General features: G+C 47.8%; 14 protein-coding genes. 11 read left to right on the forward strand and 3 right to left on the reverse strand.

Going from position 1 to position 20,019, the window contains the following annotated elements:
* Positions 1–20: 20 nt before the first annotated feature.
* From A7K91_RS04445 to A7K91_RS04495, 11 genes are all read left to right on the forward strand, one after another.
* A complete protein-coding gene (locus tag A7K91_RS04445) occupies positions 21–1,835 on the forward strand; it encodes a hypothetical protein (protein ID WP_068680079.1) in 1,815 nt (604 codons plus the stop codon).
* A gap of 40 nt (positions 1,836–1,875) precedes the next feature.
* Positions 1,876–4,587 carry a hypothetical protein gene (locus A7K91_RS04450; RefSeq protein ID WP_068680081.1) on the forward strand — a complete coding sequence of 904 codons (2,712 nt, stop codon included), beginning with the start codon at positions 1,876–1,878 and terminating at the stop codon, positions 4,585–4,587.
* Positions 4,588–4,596: 9 nt separating this feature from the next.
* Positions 4,597–5,682 (forward strand): cell adhesion protein, encoded by a 1,086-nt coding sequence (locus A7K91_RS04455; protein ID WP_068680083.1) that lies wholly within the window; start codon positions 4,597–4,599, stop codon positions 5,680–5,682.
* 12 nt (positions 5,683–5,694) lie between these two features.
* Complete coding sequence (locus A7K91_RS04460) at positions 5,695–6,561, forward strand: hypothetical protein (protein WP_068680085.1); 867 nt, start codon at positions 5,695–5,697, stop codon at positions 6,559–6,561.
* A 78-nt stretch (positions 6,562–6,639) separates the two neighbouring features.
* Positions 6,640–7,734: a hypothetical protein gene (locus tag A7K91_RS04465; protein ID WP_068680087.1), complete on the forward strand. Its 1,095-nt coding sequence runs from the start codon at positions 6,640–6,642 to the stop codon at positions 7,732–7,734.
* 114 nt (positions 7,735–7,848) lie between these two features.
* A complete protein-coding gene (locus A7K91_RS04470; protein WP_068680089.1) occupies positions 7,849–8,310 on the forward strand; it encodes a hypothetical protein in 462 nt (153 codons plus the stop codon).
* A 70-nt stretch (positions 8,311–8,380) separates the two neighbouring features.
* Positions 8,381–8,977, forward strand: coding sequence for a hypothetical protein (locus A7K91_RS04475; protein WP_068680091.1), 597 nt, complete (start codon positions 8,381–8,383; stop codon positions 8,975–8,977).
* 12 nt (positions 8,978–8,989) lie between these two features.
* Positions 8,990–10,546, forward strand: coding sequence for a hypothetical protein (locus A7K91_RS04480; protein ID WP_068680093.1), 1,557 nt, complete (start codon positions 8,990–8,992; stop codon positions 10,544–10,546).
* Between the two features lie 14 nt (positions 10,547–10,560).
* Positions 10,561–12,960 carry a discoidin domain-containing protein gene (locus tag A7K91_RS04485; RefSeq protein WP_068680095.1) on the forward strand — a complete coding sequence of 800 codons (2,400 nt, stop codon included), beginning with the start codon at positions 10,561–10,563 and terminating at the stop codon, positions 12,958–12,960.
* A 28-nt stretch (positions 12,961–12,988) separates the two neighbouring features.
* Entirely contained in the window at positions 12,989–17,905 is a 4,917-nt protein-coding gene (locus A7K91_RS04490; RefSeq protein ID WP_068680103.1) for a DNRLRE domain-containing protein, read from the forward strand.
* Positions 17,906–18,003: 98 nt separating this feature from the next.
* Complete coding sequence (locus A7K91_RS04495) at positions 18,004–18,300, forward strand: short coiled-coil protein (protein ID WP_068680105.1); 297 nt, start codon at positions 18,004–18,006, stop codon at positions 18,298–18,300.
* 98 nt (positions 18,301–18,398) lie between these two features.
* Here A7K91_RS04495 and A7K91_RS04500 read toward each other — a convergent pair whose 3' ends face one another.
* Genes A7K91_RS04500 through A7K91_RS04510 form a run of 3 tightly spaced genes read right to left on the reverse strand, consistent with a single transcriptional unit; the run spans position 18,399 to position 20,013 of the window.
* Positions 18,399–18,758, reverse strand: coding sequence for a thioredoxin domain-containing protein (locus tag A7K91_RS04500; protein ID WP_082967228.1), 360 nt, complete (start codon positions 18,756–18,758; stop codon positions 18,399–18,401).
* Positions 18,688–19,647 carry a sigma-70 family RNA polymerase sigma factor gene (locus tag A7K91_RS04505; RefSeq protein WP_068680108.1) on the reverse strand — a complete coding sequence of 320 codons (960 nt, stop codon included), beginning with the start codon at positions 19,645–19,647 and terminating at the stop codon, positions 18,688–18,690. The genes A7K91_RS04500 and A7K91_RS04505 overlap by 71 nt, the downstream gene beginning before the upstream one ends.
* Before the next feature lie 3 nt (positions 19,648–19,650).
* Entirely contained in the window at positions 19,651–20,013 is a 363-nt protein-coding gene (locus tag A7K91_RS04510) for a hypothetical protein (protein ID WP_068680110.1), read from the reverse strand.
* Positions 20,014–20,019: the final 6 nt, after the last annotated feature.

The following is a 20,019-nucleotide window of genomic DNA, read 5'->3' on the forward strand; positions in this document are numbered from 1 at the left end:
AAACAAGAGGTGATTTGTAAATGTGGTTTGATAAAGACTCCAATATTCAAGAGCTGCCGCTGGAACTTGAAAAATTGTTCAACCAGAATGGCTGGAATACATTCATTAAATACCGTTCCGTATTCAAAAACACAAAATTTGCGGATGTCCGCCTTTTCCGTTCAACGGGGAGCGACGGGCAGGTTAGAAACTTTGGCATGGTTTATGGATACGGCACTAAAGCCAGCGCAAATCTGGGCGAAGCCGATTTCATTTCCCAGAACTCCGTTCTTGGCCAGCTTGTAGCGGTCGAAGGGTCCAATACGCGCTTGCAGTTCAAGGTGTTTCCTGTCAAAGCGGATAGCGTTATTTTGTATAAAAACGGCACAATCGTGCCTGAATCGGACTACACAATCGATGAGCTTAAAGGCCAAATTCTCATGGGGGCGACGATTGGGCCTGCAGATAAATGCACGGCTTCTTATGAGCCTTCTCAAATCGCTCCGCGTCCTCCCAAAAGAATGTATTTCTTTACGTTTGATGATGTAAGGGGCGAAAAAATTGTACAGGGTATGAGCGGTGCGGTATACATTGGAGATCCGGACTCCATTATGCCGGACGGCGACGGAACGAGGAAAACGTTCCCGATTCCAACCACTGCTACCATTAAGGAAGGCACATTAAGCTTGTATATTAACAAGGTACAGGCAGCGGAAGGCACCTACACGGTGGACTATTCGACGAACACCATAACAGTTACTGGGAACGCTCCACTGGCCGGCTCGGAATTAAACGTTTCGTATATTAAAGTGCTGAACGCGACAGGCGCGGGGACGCTGGATTATGGCGATATTTCTGTGAAATCCTTTGATCCCGATGATGGCACGGCGTTGTTAAATGCAGCATATACATCGCTTTATTATCTGTATCCTTCCCTGCCAACGGCCATTTCCTTTACTCCGCTTGATGATTTTTCCCGCGGTTGGCAGCGAGATTCCACCATGTATTTTTGGGGGAACATTACAAAAGATCGGATTGTGCTTTTCCTGCGTCCGGACCCAACGCCGGGCCCGGAGAATACCTACTACGCGCCGCTCTATATCGGTCGACTGACGACGCTGGGCAAAGAGCCGCGTAAAAACAATCTCATCATGTCGGGTTGCCGGGTAAAGGATGAGATTAAGTGGAAAGCCGATATGAAGCTTGGGGCTACCTATGTCGACTACGGCAACAATACCTCAAACGGCAATAGCTCGGTGCAGCTTCAGCAATCCATTGGCGGCACCTATTACCAAAGCCATTACCTTGCGTTTATTTCGCATGACAAGCAGGTTGACGCTGGCGAAGCCAGATTTAACCCTTCCGTATACAGTGGCAAGTACCATATTTCACCGATGTACATTGTGCATCCCAATGACGGCTTTGTAGGGAAGCTGGATGAGTGTTATGCCGTACATCCCAAAAATATTTCCCAGCTCGACGAGCTGGAGGTGGTCGAGACTTCCGAGTACGAGGATCTGGGCAAAGGCGACGGAGTAAAAGGCATTTTCCATCTATCCCACCGGCCTTCAAACATGGATGACGGCACCCCATTTAGTCTGAGGGTAATGGTGAGCTGCATTCAGATGGAGTATGGCGCCGACTATACCATCGACCTTGAAACAAAAGCCATAACGTTTGCAGCCGGCAAAATTCCGGCGGAGGGCGATGAAGTTATCGCCACCTATGACTACAAACAGCTCTATCGTTATACGCTGGCCGACACGCCTGTCAGCCCGCTGACATTAGCTAATATGTCACCGTTTGCGCCAATCGGATTGGGCATCCTCAAAGAAACGTTGCTCAAAAATCAGTAAAAACGGGGCGAATTTAATACGATAGGGGGGAGGCGGTGACATGCTGAACGGTAATAAATCTTACCTGCTCAGTATCACCGCCCTTTTTTCTAAAAAGGGTTATGGACTGATGCTTGATTTGAACCATTTGGTTGACATAAATAATCAGTACCTGCTGACTGCTCCGGTTAACGGAACGTACAAGGCGTTTATCGAAGAAAACTCCAAAAGCGCAAGGAAAACCCCCGATAGTGCAACCGGAGCTTTCGGCAAAAGCATTGCCGCCAGCTTTGCGCTAGAGCCTGAGGGCATCGGCCTAGAAACCGTTAAGGCGACCGTTGTTAGCTACCTTAACGATGTTCATGGTTTTTTGTCCGCAGATTACAGCACTCAGCGTTCCCCGATCGCGAATCAAGGCGTTCCTGTAACCATGCATTTAAAGGATCATTTGGTGGCCGAAAGGGATGCAAAAACCGATAGCTGGCTGAGGAAGAGGGTTGATGCAGAAACCGAAAGCTATGTGAATGCCCGCGATAGGCATCTCCATGCTGCTTCGGGCGGTGTTGAACGGGCGAGAGCTAAAATCAAAGAAATAGACGAAGAAGCCTTTTCCGCCGGGAGATTAGTCACCGATGTATTGGATATGCAGCGGGTTGTTCGTTATGCCGATGCCGATAAGGTCATTGCCGAGTCATGGGAGCCTGCTGGCGAGATATTGGCAGATGATCGTCAGAAACTAGCGTATGGTCCAGGGGCCGTGAGGAGTGCGGTCAATAAAAGCAAGGATTACGAAGACGGGGCCAGGATTGAAAAATGGATTGATGGAAAAAGGGATGATTTTTTTCAAGGCGGGGTAGAAATCATTAAGCACTGTCATGCCAAGCGGCTAAATGAAATAGCAGACGGGGCCGCAGCTGATTTCATGAGCAAAGGCAGCAAGAGGGAACAGGCAATGGGTGCAAAGGCGCAAGGCCTTGCTGGAGGCGAGTTTACTGCTCCACCGAGCGAGGCTATTTTTGAATGGCTGCATCCTGCTGGTGAAAAAGAGATTGAAGCCAGCCCGGCACAACATTTTACAGACACCCATACTAATACCGCCGGACTTGCTGAAATATCCCGATACACGAGCTCGGAAGCCGGAAGCGGGGATAAATCCCAATATTCATACCTTACGGGAGCAGACAGCCGTTCCGGCGCGGACGGGCGCATGAACGGGGATGAGTTTGCCCAGAATATCAAGTATTTGGTAGCTGGGGATTCGGATGTGACCAAGGTGGCAAGGTTATTGGAAATTATGTATGGATCTGAGATATTTCAGCACATCGAGGCAGGTATTGAAGATATTGTTCACAGCGCGACTCAAGGAGGCTTGTCCGAGGCGGCGGTCACTATGATACGTGATTCTGTGCTGGATCAAATAGGAGAGTCTGCAGGCGGAAACAAAACAGAGGCAGATAGGTTCAATACGGAAACGGCGGAATCGGGGGGCGGCGTTCAATTCGTACGGCACTCCCTTCAGCAAAGTCAGATTGGTGCTAGAAACGAAGCGATTGGGCATGTGGCGGAGCATGGCTATTCGCAATCCCCTTTTGCCGGAATTATGACAACTCCTGCATTCGGAAACATATCAGGATCGGGAAAAGAACTGTTTGTTCATGATATGGGCAAGGCAATTGCTGATGCAAATAGCAAATTGGCGAAACGCCATAGGCCTGAGCTTGCAGAAAGCAAGGCGGACTGGATTGGAACGATGGAGAACCCCGAATTTGGCGATTACCGGGACAGATTTGGGAATTATGTTGTACAGCAGACAGAAGTAGCGCAGTATAGGGACTATTTTACGTATCAAAATGAAAATGACATGGCCAAGGCGGGATATATGACGGAGTTTGATGCAGCTAGGCAGGAATACGAAATGGCATTGGATAGAGACCGTGAGCTGGAGTCAGCAGTCTCAAAGGATACACGGGCTTCCAAGTCATCGAACTACGAAGCGATCAGGGAGTTTATTCCATCTGCTAATGGTTCGAAGTTCTCCTGGGACGCCATCCTTCACGAAACGGAAAGAAGTGAAGGAGCCTTCCCTGAAGACGAAAGCTTCCTGCAAAGACATCATGCTGCTAATTGGGCTGAATCGGGCGAAGCTGTTCTCCACCATATGGATAAAAGTCAAGGCGATAGCGTACTCGACGCAGTTAAACATGGGGAAGGCAGCACCCATTTTGGCGATGCAATAATGCCTGCAGCCCTGGAGGAATTGGACAATGGAGGGAGAGAAACGCTTCATGCCGCGGTTACCCAACATGCCGAAAATTCGGAGAGCGTGGTATCGACGGGCGGAGGAGAGGCGGCATCAACCATTGAAGCTGAAAGCCTGATGCTGACTAGCGGCGCGGATGACGATGGCCTATCATCTGCTGCCCGCCAGAGAAAGAGACTGGAGACGGACATTCAAGAGGTTACCCCCTCCGGCAGGAGCCGTGCTGCGATGGAGACAGATATACAAGACACTGGTCATCCTGCTTATCGTAGACGAAGTGTGCATGAGACAGTGTTGTCTCATTCAAGTCAATCTAAACGTATCAAAGAAACGATTGAAACCACAATCGGGGAGGGGCAAGGAGGCAGTCGTTACAAAGTCGTCGAGACCGATATTGCGGGAGCGGAAGAAGGCGTGCTGAAGTCGCATCCCGAGAGTAAAAAGTCTCGTCTCTGGCTGATTATGGGCAAGATCGCTTCGTGGAACATCTGGAACTGGAAGAAGACGAGGTAGGTGAGCTAATTGGGTTTATACAAAAATTCAAGCGGGCTTTTGTTTGACGACGGGTTTGATAGCGGGAGTATTCATGCGCGTTATGTTCTCTCTCCTGCCAATACGGGAGATTTGGATGCGGGCAAGGGGCAATTTGTCCTTCAGCATACCGAAGATGACAATCTGATTTTGTTTGATATACCGGATAACGAATTCAGTCTGCTCTTTGAAGTAACAGCAGATTATGTGCCAACCGAATATGGGGATGAAGGCGGGATCGTTGTTTGGAAGGATGGAGAATCGCGTATCGAGTTTCTGGAAAGCATGGACACCGCAACCCGGGAGTACAGCAAATGGCGGGCGCTCCGCAGAGGCAACCGATGGACATTTTTTGCCGATCGCGGCAGCGGATGGGAGCTGTTCGATACAGCTTCCATGGTGGCCAGCAAGCTGGGGGTAGCCTTGAAGGGTAGAGCAATAAATGGCTATGATTCAATGCGCATTGATAAAATGGTCCTGTGCAGAAGCGACAAACTTTCTGTTGGCAACCTGCCGGAAGGATACACGGTTTATTTGTGCGATCCTGGCGGACATGCAATTGCTTCCTCGACCGTAGAAAAAAACTGGACTGGAGTAGAACTGAATGTCCCCGAAATGCCTTATCACGGCATTTTAAGAGTTTATGACGTTGCTGGAAACTTGGTTTCCAGCTTGGGGGCTTTTGATTTATATGGCGGGGACTCCTATCTGTACGGTACGGAGCTGAAAGTTCAATGGAAGGGCAAGGAGCTTAATGTTACAGGAGATACCCACCTCGGGACAATGTACGATAACCAAATCATGATTCAAATGGAATTAATAAATCCCTCCGCAGATAAACCGGCTCGTCAAATCAGGATGGGAATCCTCCAACATCTTGACGAGTTTGGATATGAATGGGTTGATTTATGTCATGATGACGGACTTGATGCTCCTTTGGATCATGTTTCTCCTCTACTTGAATTTCAGGAAGTGCCTCCGCTGGGCAGTGTGAAGTTTTGGATGAAGGTAGAACGGAAGTTTGATCATTTTGGCATTAAACCGATCAGCTTCATATTGGACATCAATCATGTGTAAGGAGGTGGGATCGTGGCAGGAACAAAAATGACGCTTAGGACATACGGGGCAAATCATAAGTCAATTTATTGGGACGATGTCGAAATCATAGTCGATCGGCAATACCTGGACAGTGGCAATGGTTTGCTTATTGACCTTGATCCGTACACTTATGTCCCGGATATTGGCCAACTAGAGGTTCATTTCAATGGACAGCATTTGCTGTCGGGCGGCGGCTACGAAGAAATTGATGAGCGGTCGATTTTACTTGATCTGGGCAGATATCCGGGCAACTACAGTGACCCTGCGCTGGCCGGACAGGCGGTACGGCTGAATGCGGGCGATGAAATTCACATTCGGATTTGGAGACTCCAATACATTGAACAGCAGCCCCCTGGCGGATCAAGCGGTCTCGATCTTGAATTGCTGAAGCGACTTGAAGTGGAAATAATCAAGGCTCGAAAATATAGGGATAATGACGCACCGCATATTGACCTTGATGCCAGACTTGACTATATCGAACAGCGTGCAGAAAGCAAAACAATGGTGTTTGTTCTGGGCAAGGTCAAACAAGGCAAGGTGAAAATGGGTTTGCGCTTTCCCTATCAAGGGATCGTGACAGCCGTCCACGCCGACTGCGAGGCTCCAGGTGCAACGGAAACGGTAATAGCGATTGAAAAATGCTCCCATCAGGATTTTACGTCCGTTCCGGTCTGGACAAACATGTTGGCTAACAGCCTCGTTATTGAAGGAGGGCAGAGGTCCAGCGATACAAGCCAAACCCCATCTGTTATTTCTGTCGCGAACGTCCAAAAAAATGACCACTACCGATTGAGTATTGATTCGGCGGGTGATGGAATCGAAGGACTCACCGTTCAATTAGTAGTGAAAGTACTATAATTACGCATCTTTGTGAGCGGAAACAACCGCATTCCTATAATGAGACAGATACCAGAATTAAAAGGAGAAGTGACAGCAATGGCAGGAACAAGAGGCATAGCGAGATTTCGTGGAGAGCAGTTTAACAGCAAAATCATGAGAAACCAACATTTTGACGAAGCCAACAAAATCAGCGAAAACTACATCGATATCGACTTTGCAGCTCATCGTGAAATCCTGGAGAATACAAAAATCGACGTATTTGTTCAGGTAAATGATAAAGAGGTGTCAGGGCTCGACCAGTTGGATGTTACGGCTGATGTTGGAGCCAGACCAGTAGCTGCAGCGATTGATACAGAAGGGGTTGTACTGACCGAAAAGGTTCAAATCCGCCTGACGGGGACGGATTCGCCAATTGGGGATAGCGATTCTGATGTGGTCTATGGACGATTGGAAGAGAACGCGGGAGCTTACTTGCTGAAATTTTACAGCCTGGAGGACGGCGTGGAGCAGCCGTATACATTCCCGGCAGACGCAAAAGGCATTGATTACCGTTTTGTGATTCGTACAAGCCTCTCCGTTATTCCGGTTGATGCAATCATCAATGGCGGCGCCGGATTCGTGGAGGGTGCAACGGATGCCAAGGCCTACATGAATCTTATTCAGCTAATGAAGGATTTGTATGGGGCAGCAGGAACGCTGGACAATGACGGCAACGCAAATCTGGGCGTTTCCGTTCTGCAGCAAATCGCCAACGAAGCACAAAATCGCGCTGGAGCGGACACAGCCATTCGCAATGATTTCGCCAGTACAGCTATAGGCAAAGGGGCAGAACTTGTCGGCGTTATCGCCGATCCGGCTTATGCTGGCCTTACCGTACAGGCAGTTCTGTTAGAGCTTGCCGCACGGCTGGAATCTGCTGAAAGCTCGCTGAATATTCTGGAGAACGAATCAACCCGTGAGGTTTATGAAGCTATCGGCGGTGAAACGGGATATACATTAACCAAAGGAGCGGCACGCCAAAATACGATGTATGTTTACATCAACGGACAGCTCCAGACTCCGGCGATCCATTATGAAAATATTCAGGATAGCAACGGAAACTATACGGGCATTAATTTTGCGCCGGACACGTTGCAGGTGACACAAGGAATACCGGATGTTCTGGATATCAGCTACAAAAAAGTGCTGTAAAAGCAGTTCATGGACAGACCTCGATAGGGGTCTGTTTTATTTTTACGCTTGTTCGTTAAGGTATGTGCAGGCCTGCTTATATTGGAAGCAACGTTCGAAATAGGAGGGGATTATATGGCATCGCCATTAGTGCAATGGTACGACATAACAAACGCTACTCAAAAAACGGAGTGGCAAATTGGCGTGGTTGACGCCGGCAGCGTCTCCAATGAGCACACGTTTCTTATCTGGAACAACAGGGGTGTTAATAGTGATGTTTCTGATATGACCAACTGCACGATTACGACGAAAGACGTTCTAGGCAGCAATACGGGGGAGGTTGTGGTCAATAAGTGGATTGAAGCCCGAGTGGACTCACTGAATGAAACCGTTTATACGCCAATTGGCGGAACAACGACCAAGCTCGTTCAAGCAGGCGGGGCGGCTGGCGCAGCCCGTATTAAAGGAACGGCGAATAATGGCTCTTTAACAGCCGTTGTGAACTATGCAAAAATATCGCTTCATGCCAACGTGCCGGCAACCGCAACGGCAGGCAACTTTACGTTTCTTACTCGTATTGCCTATCAATTTACGTAACCAGTCATGCCCCACTATATAGTGGGGCATTTCTCACCAATACTTCACCAATACAATGGGGGGATGTTAGTTGTTTGGAAATCAGGATATTGTTTCTCCGGTTAGCCAGCCATTCATTTGGGCGGCCGAATATTTAAACGGCAGCTGCTTGCCAGAATTCGATTACAAGACATTAGAGGAAAACGATTACTACAGGATTGATCGTAAAAACCTGCTTAGGTTTGGGCTGGTGGGTAATGGCTCATCGATGTACTTCGAGGTTTACGGCGGCATTTTCAAAATTCTTGGACAGATGCTTGAAGTGTCTTACGTGACAAACGAAAAGTCATACCAGCTTACCGGAAGGGCGATGATGTACAACGATATTATCACTTACAAGGATGCCGAGTTTCTTTTTAATCCAAGAGTCCAAGGTTCTGGGCAATCGGCGGTCACTCAATTCAATTTTGGCTATAAAACACAGTTTACGATCGACGGGGTGGATTTTCGCTTTAAAGCCATCTGCCAGATTCCCCTGAATCGTATGGCACGGCTCGATCTGACGGTTACAGCCAGTAGGGATTTGAACGGTCGTCTGGAGATTAAACGTAACGGAAGAAGCGTGGATACCATTGAAGCGCCTCTTAAGAAAAATACAAGCGGGAATATTGCCTGGGAACTGAGATAAGGAGGTGCAGACATGCGGGAAGCTATTAAACAGCGTACAGCGGCTTCCAAAACCTTCAGTATGGGCGGCGGACAGTTCCGGACCGAATATTTTTCGTATCCTGTCCATTATTTATGTCCGGACGGGAAGCGCTGGGAAGAGATAGATACAAACATCGTAAAGAGCAACGATTGGGAGTTTACTAATGGCGTAACAGCGAATCGGTTCAATACTTACTTTGGTGATCGAACCTCGGAAAACACCCATCTATACGGCGTAGCATTCAAAAATGGGGGGGAGGAGCATTGGATCAACTTTAAGCTGAAGGGGGCGCAGCCGGCATATTCAGAGGCATCTGGCAGCTCCTGCCGATTTGTGGAATGTTTCGACAGCGTAGATGTTGCTTATGACGTTTTCTCCGATTCCGTAAAAGAGACCATATGGCTCAAAAAACAGACGCCGCTAAAGGAGTTTGTTTTTACGGTCAAAGCAGGGGGGATGCGGCTTGCCGTAGATTCGGGAGGCTTTTCCATTCAATCGGAAGACGGATGTTATCTATGGAGAATTGATAAGCCGTATATGGAAGATTCGGCAGGTTCCGTTAGCCATGGAGTAGAGTACAGGATTGGGCATGACGGGAGCTATCCTACGTTAGCTGTTGTAGTGACGGATGAAGCCTTTTTGAAGAATGCCGTGTATCCGGTAGGCATAGATCCTTCCATAACTATCGAGGATGGTGAGGGGTTCCGGTATTACCAGAATAACTCTACACAAGGGGCGGGAATGATGGGGGCGAGCGCACAGACGTATCGGCTTAGCTCGTCCATCTATTATTCGGCTTTTGATCAGCTTAAGGCGGATCTAGCAAAGGGCGTTACTTTAGTGAATGCTTATCTCGATTTGTATTGTACCAGTACGACTCCTCCTAACGATGTCCGCTTCGGGAATGGGGGAGCCGTTTTTTATACAATTGCACAACCTTGGGCTCATGGAACTGCTCCACCCGAATCGAATGCAAAGCGTGTGACCCAGGTTACCACTCCGGGAGCAACGGGGAAATGGCATAGAATTAACCTTTTGAATTTTATCGACACCAGCTTTCATGGTCTGAGGATGGTGGCAGGTGATAACTATACCCGAGCCATATTTGCTTCCCCTGCCCATTCCAATGCAGCTCTAAGACCCAAACTAGTCCTACAATATTTGTTGAGTCCCGTGTTGGGGTTTCACGACGGTACCGGAATCGGGACCCACTATTACTCGGACGGATATGATAATAGCTTCAAGCTCCTGGATTTCGGGACGCTGGTGGCGGGTCAGGTTTCTCTGCCTGTAAAGGTATACATTAAAAATTTAGCCGGATTTGAAGTCACCAATCTTAGGGTTCTTGTTTCACCGGCGGATTTTCCTGAAAAAACGGCCATCGAGATCAGCCAATTCAATAGTCCATTTATTCCGGAAGATACGCTAAGATTTAACGGCGTTTTTGCGGACGGAGATGAAGCGCCATTTTATGTCCGGATTGTCACAAAGGAAGATACCATGCTTGGCGGCGATTTTTATATTTACGCTAAAGCCGATCCGTACTGAGAAGGAGATGCAGCATGGCTAATATCGGAGATATTTTGACAGAACCGGAGAGGGGATGGACAAGGTTCGGTGCAGACGATAACACGTCCAGAAGAGGAGCGGGGTGGCAAACCACCAATTCCCGCTTGTTTACTGGCGGTTCCGTTTACTTTACAACCGTCATTGGAAGCTATTTGGTTTTTCATTTTCGAGGCAGCCGCTTCAGGCTGATCTCCGAATTCCATTCGCAATATGACTCAAATGTGGAGCTTATGATCGATGCAGGGCCAGCCGAATACTTCTCTATTAACGACAACAAAACCTATCAGCCCTTTAGTCTGGCTTATGAAAAAACGGAGCTTGAGGATACCGTGCATACTGTAACGATTAAGATGACGAGCGGAACGTTTATGCACGTCGATGCCATTGATCTTGGAGTCGAAGGCGAGATGCTTCCCGTCCCGGTGCTTATCGGAGATATTCTCAGCGAGCCGCAGCGCGGATGGCTAAGGGTGGACAGCGAGCATCCCTACTATGCCTATCTTGGCACGGGTTGGTCGGTTGGCACTAATGCCGCTTACTACGGAGGTTCCCGTCATCAATCTGCCAACAATACGCTGGAGTGTACTTTAAGGTTTGTATTCAAGGGCAGCAAGCTGAGGCTTATTTCATCTTATTCTCCCGGCTCTTCCAGCCAGCTTGAAATGTCCATCGATGGTCATGTGGAGCCATTTAGTCTTTCCTATGCTAACGCAAATAGGGTCATGGTTTACGAAAAAAGAGGATTGGCAGATACGGAGCACATGGTAGAGATAAAAAAACTGGCCAATGGAGGCTCCAATCCGGACTTTACGTTTGATGCAGTCGATATCGATGAAGAAGGCTATATCAGGTGTATTCAGGGCTCCCAGCTTATTGTTCCGGAGAATGGATGGCGCAGGTTTGACGACACGGATCCCGGACTGACCTATTCCGGACCGTGGACAACTTCGGCTGTTGATGCCTCCAACAGGTATGGGGGTACCTTTAGATACAGCACAAATCCTGACGCTGCGCTTAGCTTTACATTTTATGGATCACAACTTCGCGTTATAGCCTACAGAGAGCTTTCCGCATCAAACGATGTCGTCATCACGATTGATAATCAAGAATACCGGTACAGCAACTGGGGGAGCGTCTCCGCGTTTAACAACTCCTTTGAAATCATGGGACTTGAACTGGGCGAACATGTTGTAACCATAAGCACCGCTATTTCGGGAAAGCAGATTAACGTAGATGCCATCGATATCGATGAACCAGGTTATTTGGTTTCGCCGGTCAACTATCCCGCGACTGGCGGCGAATTGCGCTACTCCATTGCCGAAATGAAGATAGGCGACTTTATTCCTTGCGGCTATCGGACTGCGGCTCCCAATACAGCCGGTATGTTTTATCGGCTGGGATCGCAGGACAAGGAAGCAGAACTGCCTCTCGATTCAGCAACGGTCCCTTATGGTTTTTTCTACTTTATTAAGGTGAAAGAGGGAGTTTTGATCGCTGACCGTCCTATTCAGCATGGAGTGTCATGGCTGATGCTTAACAACTCCCTCTATACTCATGGAACCAAGCTGACGGCGGCGGATAATCCAATTATGACTTCCAATATCCATCCCTATGGAGTGGCTTCAGCAAGCTCGACATATAGCAAGGACTATGAACCGTATATGGCATTTGACGGTAAGGATGCTGCTTACGGCTGGCTGACAAAATCAGGCGAAAAATCAGGTTGGCTGGAATATGAATTTCCGCTTCCTGTCATTATTCAGAAGTATTCGCTTAAAGCGCCCACTACAAATACGACCATCATGCCACGCCAGTGGACGTTAGAGGCGTGGGATGGCGCCAAGTGGACTGTGCTGGATGCCAGGGCCAAGCGAGGCTGGCTTTCCTATGAAGAGTGCGACTATGTGTTTGGCAACATCACTGCTTACAAAAAATATCGCATTTATATAGAAGCGAATGATGGCCATGCAAACTTTTCAGGCATTGGAGAACTGCGATTGTATAAAGAGCCCGCCAGAACAAGGATCAGAATGTTGAATGGAGGCACTGCATTTGCGGACAGCCAAGGAAATCCATCAAGCTCCGACAGGGGATTTGGTATTTATCCTGTTCATAATGAGTGGGACCTGTACCTTGGCAAAGGCGCCTTTTCCAAGCCAGAGTATTCTGACGGGGAGACAGTATGGCGATTTTCCGGCGTAGATGCAGAGTGGACGCAAGACACGGTGCGTTCAGGGGTTACCTCTCTTGGCACGGGTCTTGATACTTCCGGAAACGGGCGCACAATCAGGGGGAAGGGCGCGTACGACAATGTTTACTGGAGTGTAGCGGGAACCTACACGACACAAGGGAAAATCGGGTTTAGACCCATCGTGGAGTATGAATTTGATTAGGCTCAATACAATGAGAGCAGGTGTCTGAATGCTTTACGAACTAACATTAAGGGACGGTACAGGAGGAACAACGGGCCAAACCGTATACACCGCAAGAAACGGAATCGTTGTAACAAGCAGTGTTGGAGTCTACGCAAACGCAAACTACTACTATATGGGCTACTTGTTTGATGGAGTAGACGATAACTGGTGGGCAACTAATTACTGGTTGACGGCAGGCGGGAGCAGCGTAACGCTTGACTTCGATTTTAACAGCATTCTACCGAGATTAAACCATATTCATAAAATGATCCTTTACCCGCGTACAAGGGATGACACCATATCCGATTACCGTATTATGGGCTCCGACAACAAAATGCTTTGGACTGAATTAGTACCGCGGGTAATCAATACCTACGCAGATACTCCGTATGGCACTGCAAGGGAACATGAGTTAAACCGAAAATTCCGCTATATCCGAATTCAACTGTATCAGAAAGGCGAATGGGGCGTGACCATGAACGGTATCCGGATAGTGGCGGATGTAACTGATGATTATACCGACACTGATCTGGGAAAAGCCTATTCCAAGCCCGATAATGGCTGGAGACGTATTGAAGATACGTCACCTGCCATTAACTACAAGGTCAAGAACCAGGAGGGAAGCATTCACTACAATGCGGAAGAAATCAGCTTCTCTTTTGTCGGAGAAAGGCTTAGGCTGGTGTATCAGTACAATTGGGGAAATAACGGTGATATAGTTTATATAGATGGTACACCGTACCAGACGACAAAAATCAATGCCGGATCGCCATCACTCGCTTTTAGTATCACAGGTCTCACCTACGGGGAGCATAACGTTGTTATCAAAACGTATGCAGGCAATGAGAAGTATTCTAGGTTCGATGCGCTCGAACTGGATGCCAGGGGATTTCTGCCTGCTGCGCTAGGCGCGCAAATGCTGGCGCCTGAACCGGGATGGCAAAGGGTGAACGATGACAGGCTCTCTTTTCCAAATGGATATATTGTATACAATACGACTTCGATTGTATCAAACATGTATGGCGGTCAATCCAGCGTTTTGACTCCCGCTCTCGGACATAACAGGATTGAGTTTTCGTTTTTCGGCACCAGACTTCGCATTCTTGCTTGTACGTTTCCCGGTCGTAGTGATCGTCTAAGAATTAGAATCGACAAGGGCGATGAAGAGTTTTTCAGAAGCAACTACTCAACAGCCAATACCGGTCAAGTAATCGTGTATGAAAAATGGTCACTGGAAAAAGGAGTTCACCAAGCGGTTATAGATTTTGGAGATCCCGCCCCCACAAGCGGGGGGCAATTTTTTATAGATGCCATCGATATTGATGATGATGGATACATCCTGAGCGAGGTTGGGCAATTCATGCCTGTGCCAGAGCCTGGATGGAAGCGTTACAGGAATGATCATCCGTCTTTTTCCTACCTACATTTCTCCAATGGATGGGAGGTTAATGCTAATGCATACAAGGGGGTCATCTCCTATGATACAGCAACGCCAAACGCCAAAATTTCCTTTAAATTCAAAGGAACGAAACTTCGAATCCTATCCGCTTGCAACACGTCTGCCACCAGGGGCAATAACATTATCACTGTGGACGGGGTCCCCCATACCTACACCGAGATTGGACAATTGCGTTATACTGTCCTCCAGTTTGAGATTACAGGCCTGGAGGATAAAGAGCATACTGTTGAAATAACCAAGGCAGAGAATAAATATTTGAGCCTGGAAGCCGTTGATATTGACGAAAATGGCCGGCTGATGCACGTTAGAGAGGTTTTGAGCGAATCCGGGATGAGGGTGGGCGACAGAATCCGTTGCCACTACGAATGTACGTACCCCAATACGGTGGGTTCGTTCTCTAATATGGGCGAAGAGACAAGCGATTTTCTTCCCAAGGCCGGAACAGCTCTATTGCCCAATGGGGATTTCTATTTAATCGCCGTTGAAGAGGACCGTTTGGGGCGAGTCAAGTTAATTGCCGATCGTAATATTCAAGGGGGCATTACATGGAGAGCGCTGAATGATGCCGGATTGGTAACAGGAAAAATGCTGGAGGGTGTGCCGGGAAAAACATTAGTACCGACGGTTACGCCTATGACGTCCAGTGAAGGCAGCGGGGTTACGCTTACTCGCAGTGGTGTCCTTCAGAGTCAGTACGAAGCATGGAAAATGTTTAATGGCGATGATTCCACCAGCGAGAGCAATAGGTGGATTGCTCCCCACCCGGCGCCCTGCTGGATGATTCTGTCCTATAACCGACCCAGGATTATTAAAGCCTATTCAGTATTATCGCGCATATACAACGAGGGGGCGCCTACAGCATGGGAGATACAAGGAAGCCACAACGGCGCCGAATGGCAAGTGCTTGACTCCCAAACCAATGTAACCGGACTGACGGAGATGAGGATGTTCGAACTATCCAATCATACGCCGTTTTTATTTTACCGGTGGATTATTACGGCTAACAATGGTTATACGGGGTGGTATTTTTCCAGTGTTGATGCGATGCAGCTATATGAGGAAGCGACTTCAAACGTAACAGCTTATGTTCGTCTGCCCACAGGCGGAGTAGGGGTTGCTGATAAGGACAACGACTGGGAGAATTACGTCGTCAGGTCAGGCTTGGATGGCACCTCCAATCCCGGCGACAACAAAGTGTGGAATTGGAGCAATTGGTGGTCGCAAACTCTTAATACGCATAGTGCGATAGGAAACCGGACTGTGCGAGGTTACACGGGGGCAACAGGTTTAGGTGCTATATCAACAACAGATTTAGCTGCCGTAAATACAGGTTTTCGCCCTGTTTTTCTAGTGGCAGCCAGTGAAAAGGGAAATAACGCCCTCCTATGTGAGCTATTCGTAAGACCGCGGAGAGATCTTGCATCCAGACTGCACGTTTACCGCAATGATACGTTAGACACGTATTATAAATCTAACTATACAGACGTTACATTACCAGTAACTGCATCCGATTGGAAGGGTTATGCATTAGAGGTTTCAAGTGTTTTTAATGCAGATCATCCTCCATGGAATATGGTAAATAACACTACCGCTGGCTACGGGTGGGCGCTAGGCTCAGGGGATAGGACAGGCTGGTTTATTTTTGACTATGGCCAACCTCTTTGTATTGCAGGCTACGGGATCGGCGCAAGAGTGACTTACCAGGCGCAAACCCCGCGCGACTGGACATTTTATGGAAGCAATGACAAGCGGAATTGGACATTGCTGGATACGGTCTCAAACCTGGCAGTATGGGGAAGCGGCGAATTGCGGAAGTTTGAATTGTACGGCGATGCCAATGGCCAGATGTTCAGATATTTTAAGATGGAGTTTGGCAATTCGCTAACTGGAAGCCAGCTTGCCATTCAGGAATTCGAGTTGTATGAAGGATACCGAGATTCCGTGGAGCAGCGGAAAAGCTTTATTGACGTTCCATTTAGAGATGATGTATTCTCCGCTATTACCGTGAAACCTCACGGCAGAATGAAAGCGCGGGTGGCAGTCGCGCCGGTTTATGTCGAACATCTTCCATCGGATATCCAGGTGAAGTGGACATCGGACTTGACGAGTCATATTGCCGTACCTGTCTATGGCAGAATGCTGGGTACGTTTTCGGTTATGCCGCCGCCTATCGTTGAATTAAGCCTGACTCCCGTTAAGGACGCTTTTGTCCGATCTAACGTTCCGCGTTTAAACTATGGGGAAGAGCAAGAGATAATCGTTGGCCGTATGATGGATGGCGAGGACTTCAATGCTCTGATCCAGTTTGATATCGCTACAATTCCTGCGGGACAGCGATTGAAAAGCGCAAAGCTTCAATTGTATGTTGAACAGACAAGCATGGCCGGAACGCCGATAGGACTCTATGAAGTAGAGACAGACTGGGCAGAAGTGGGCGTTACTTGGGCAAGTATGCCTGCTCATGGTGTAAAGTTTGCCGAACTTGGCGTTGACAAAGCCAAAACGTACGTAGAAGTTGATGTGTTAGGGATGGTTCAGGGGTGGTACAATGGTGCGGCAGTCAACAATGGAATGTTGTTAAGGCCGGAGCAGCAAACCTCCGATGTTTATGCCCGTTTTGGCACTCGCGAACGGGGGGCCAGCTACAGACCACGGCTGATTGTGCGATACGATGATCCTAAAGTAGCCAGCGCGGGTTACTCTGACTTAAAGGGAACCATGGTCTCCCGGCAAAACAAGTCGAGGGATGTTAGAACAGCCATTACAATCAAAAGCACATGGGACAAAGAGGATCTTCAGACCAACCTTCGCGTGTTGAACCCAATGATGCTGGAGTCGTTTGTGACGGTACGTCGTGAAAACATGCATTCCTATATGACTGTTAAACGCAAGGATGAGCACAGACTTCCTTCCGGCATTACCATAAGGACACGGCGTGAGGATGTTTTGGCTTCCGCGATCTCCGTGTCCAGGGATTTTATGGGCGGCGGCCTTACGATACGGCGGAATGGGGATTATATACTAACTTCTTCCATAACGATACGTCGTTCGGAAGTATCGGACGTGCCTTCCGACATCGGCGTCAGCAGATTTCATTGTGTTGGAACTATCATGATCGTAGCCAATTCTGTTATTCCGTCATCCATCACTGTTGTTGGGGAAGAGCGGAGTGATTTGTCGAGTACCATTACCGCAAGGCGAACGAACAGCAAAGATGTAACCGGAATGATAGATGTATGGGCTGGCAGTCTGTTAGAGAGCAGCATTACGATCAAATCCGGCTATATTGCTTCAAGTCTCATTGTCCCGTTTAAAGGCGACAGAGATTTGCGGACTTCGATAAGGGTCAACGAGAGGTTTGCCGGAGACTTGAATTCGATGCTGGAGGTCATTCAAGGTTCGGGCCTCCCTTGTTTTATTACTGTGGAGATCTATGAGGATGGAATGTATGCGTTTATTATGTGACGGCGGCCCCTGCTATTCGGCAGGGGTTATTTTTTAACCCAACATGCTTATATTGTTATTGTATAGGATGCAGCAAATAGTCATAGGAAGTGATAAAAATGGACACGGGAGCAATCACGGCGATTATTGGCGGAGTTGTTTCTGTTATCACGGGCGTAATTGGCTACGCAAGTGGTAAGAGCAACAACAAAATGACAGATAGAGAACTTCTGTCCAAGGACGAGCAGACATTCAGGGCCGGTTTGCTGGAACGGCTTGCCGCCTATGAAGATAAAATTGATAAGCTTAGCAATGAGATTGTCACTCTGCGTAACGAGAACCTGAAGCTGATTAACGAAAATCGATTATTGAATGATAAGGTAGAGCAGCTGGTATCTCAATTAACAACGGTTTAATAGGTAACGTACTGCTAAAAAGCTGGGCATTGCCAAGCCGGAATAACAAAAAGGGGCGTCCGTAATTGGAGGCTCCTTTTTGCATGTTGGGTATTCCCTTATGATTTTACCAAATAGTCGCTGATGTATTCATTTATTTGGTGTAGCCAATTGTCAATGTCCTTCTTGGCCAAAGCGCTGCTGAAACGCCCCAGCTCCTTGTTGCCAAGGAACACGATCACAGTCGGGATAAACTTGATATCGGGATGCTGGGATGGATTGTAGGCGATCTTGGACACACTGATGTTGGCTCTTTCTTGTTCGATCTTTTCAAGGGTTTTCGCGAACCGCCGGCAATGTCCGCAAGAGTCGCCGAAGTAGAATTTAAGAGATAAGGGATGCATAGATTTATGCCCCTTTTTGATTCGCTTTTTGGCGAATGTAGTACAAAATCCTGGTTGTATACTTCTTAGGATCATAACCGCATATTTCAAGAAGCTCTGTAATATCGTCGATACAAAGTAGCTTGTTCCGCTCTTTGGTTTCCTGGGCGATAATAGATATTTCCTGTTCGTATTTGGAAGTTGTCGCGTCTCTCTCGCCGCGCAAGCTGGCTTGCTGATTTTCGATTTTTGCCCGAATTTTATGGAATGTCCTGTTTATTGTCATTGGGTAAACATGAAGGCGTTCAGCAATTTGTGAGTTAGTGTATTTGTCATCTTCCAGGACTAGGCGCATGACCCTTTTTTCAAAGTCAGTAAAAATCGGGTCGTTAAGCAATTGCTGGACGTAAATGCGATTGGTGACCTCCTCCTCAATATTGCGCCGTTCCTTATCTGCTATCTCGAAGCTTTCCAGTGCATCGTAATGTTCAAGTTCGTCGCTGAACATAGCGATCTCCCGATAACGTTCAACGGAAACGTTGAGCAGCCCAGCCATCTCCCGCTCCGCAGGCCGATAACCCAGTGTATCTTCAATTTCGGCCATTCTCTTGATCAATTCGACGGCGCCGCGGCTAAGACGCACGGACTGGGAGTCGCTATAGAGCAAATGGTTGATCTCCCATAGAATGGGGCGAACGACATACGTAGTGAATTTTATGCCTCTATCAAAATTGAAGTCTTTGATTGCGGTCAAAATACCGATGCATGCATGTTGATAGAGCTCTTCCTCGGAGACGCGAAACTTTGCGATAAGCTCCTCTATGCCCCCTTTAAAGTGCATAATAATGGAGAAAATAAAGTCTCGGTTTGCTTTTAGGAAGTCACCCATAAGCTGATTATCCATCTTGCAGGCTTTTAGGAGTTCAATGTTGTGCATGTCCCTGGTTTCGCTTTGTCTTAGCTTTAAATAATTTGCACTTAACATGGCTTACTCCACCTCAAACTTTCCGCGATTCCGGATAAAATTCAGAAAGTCCACCGTTTCATCCGCAGAGTTAGCAAAATGTAATTCTTCGGTGCCTTTCTCGCTTGAATTTTTGAGGCCTTCAGCAGTAAGTATCAGCAACAGCTTTTCGCAAAGAGCAATCTTGCTCTGAAGCGGTTCGACAGTAGAATCGCGCCATGCGTTAACCGCATCAATCCGGGCTTGCAATCGGCTAACCTCTGCATCCGCGGCATGGTGAATTTCTGAAATGTTCTTTCGAGTTTCGATCAAATCGTAAATATAGCGGGCGGTATTATCCTTGTTTGACATCATGCCAGCCCATTCCGTTGTATTAAAAATATTCATATAACC

The sequence above is a fragment of the Paenibacillus oryzae genome, assembly GCF_001675045.1.
Taxonomy (GTDB): Bacteria; Bacillota; Bacilli; order Paenibacillales; family Paenibacillaceae; genus Pristimantibacillus; species Pristimantibacillus oryzae.

What these genes read in the sequence shown, in the direction of transcription:
- A7K91_RS04500 (WP_082967228.1), bottom strand. Translation starts at nt 18,758, where the DNA reads ATGATCCTAAGAAGTATACAACCAGGATTTTGTACTACATTCGCCAAA.
- A7K91_RS04465 (WP_068680087.1), top strand. Translation starts at nt 6,640, where the DNA reads ATGGCAGGAACAAGAGGCATAGCGAGATTTCGTGGAGAGCAGTTTAAC.
- A7K91_RS04450 (WP_068680081.1), top strand. Translation starts at nt 1,876, where the DNA reads ATGCTGAACGGTAATAAATCTTACCTGCTCAGTATCACCGCCCTTTTT.
- A7K91_RS04510 (WP_068680110.1), bottom strand. Translation starts at nt 20,013, where the DNA reads ATGAATATTTTTAATACAACGGAATGGGCTGGCATGATGTCAAACAAG.
- A7K91_RS04480 (WP_068680093.1), top strand. Translation starts at nt 8,990, where the DNA reads ATGCGGGAAGCTATTAAACAGCGTACAGCGGCTTCCAAAACCTTCAGT.
- A7K91_RS04470 (WP_068680089.1), top strand. Translation starts at nt 7,849, where the DNA reads ATGGCATCGCCATTAGTGCAATGGTACGACATAACAAACGCTACTCAA.
- A7K91_RS04445 (WP_068680079.1), top strand. Translation starts at nt 21, where the DNA reads ATGTGGTTTGATAAAGACTCCAATATTCAAGAGCTGCCGCTGGAACTT.
- A7K91_RS04485 (WP_068680095.1), top strand. Translation starts at nt 10,561, where the DNA reads ATGGCTAATATCGGAGATATTTTGACAGAACCGGAGAGGGGATGGACA.
- A7K91_RS04490 (WP_068680103.1), top strand. Translation starts at nt 12,989, where the DNA reads ATGCTTTACGAACTAACATTAAGGGACGGTACAGGAGGAACAACGGGC.
- A7K91_RS04495 (WP_068680105.1), top strand. Translation starts at nt 18,004, where the DNA reads ATGGACACGGGAGCAATCACGGCGATTATTGGCGGAGTTGTTTCTGTT.
- A7K91_RS04505 (WP_068680108.1), bottom strand. Translation starts at nt 19,647, where the DNA reads ATGTTAAGTGCAAATTATTTAAAGCTAAGACAAAGCGAAACCAGGGAC.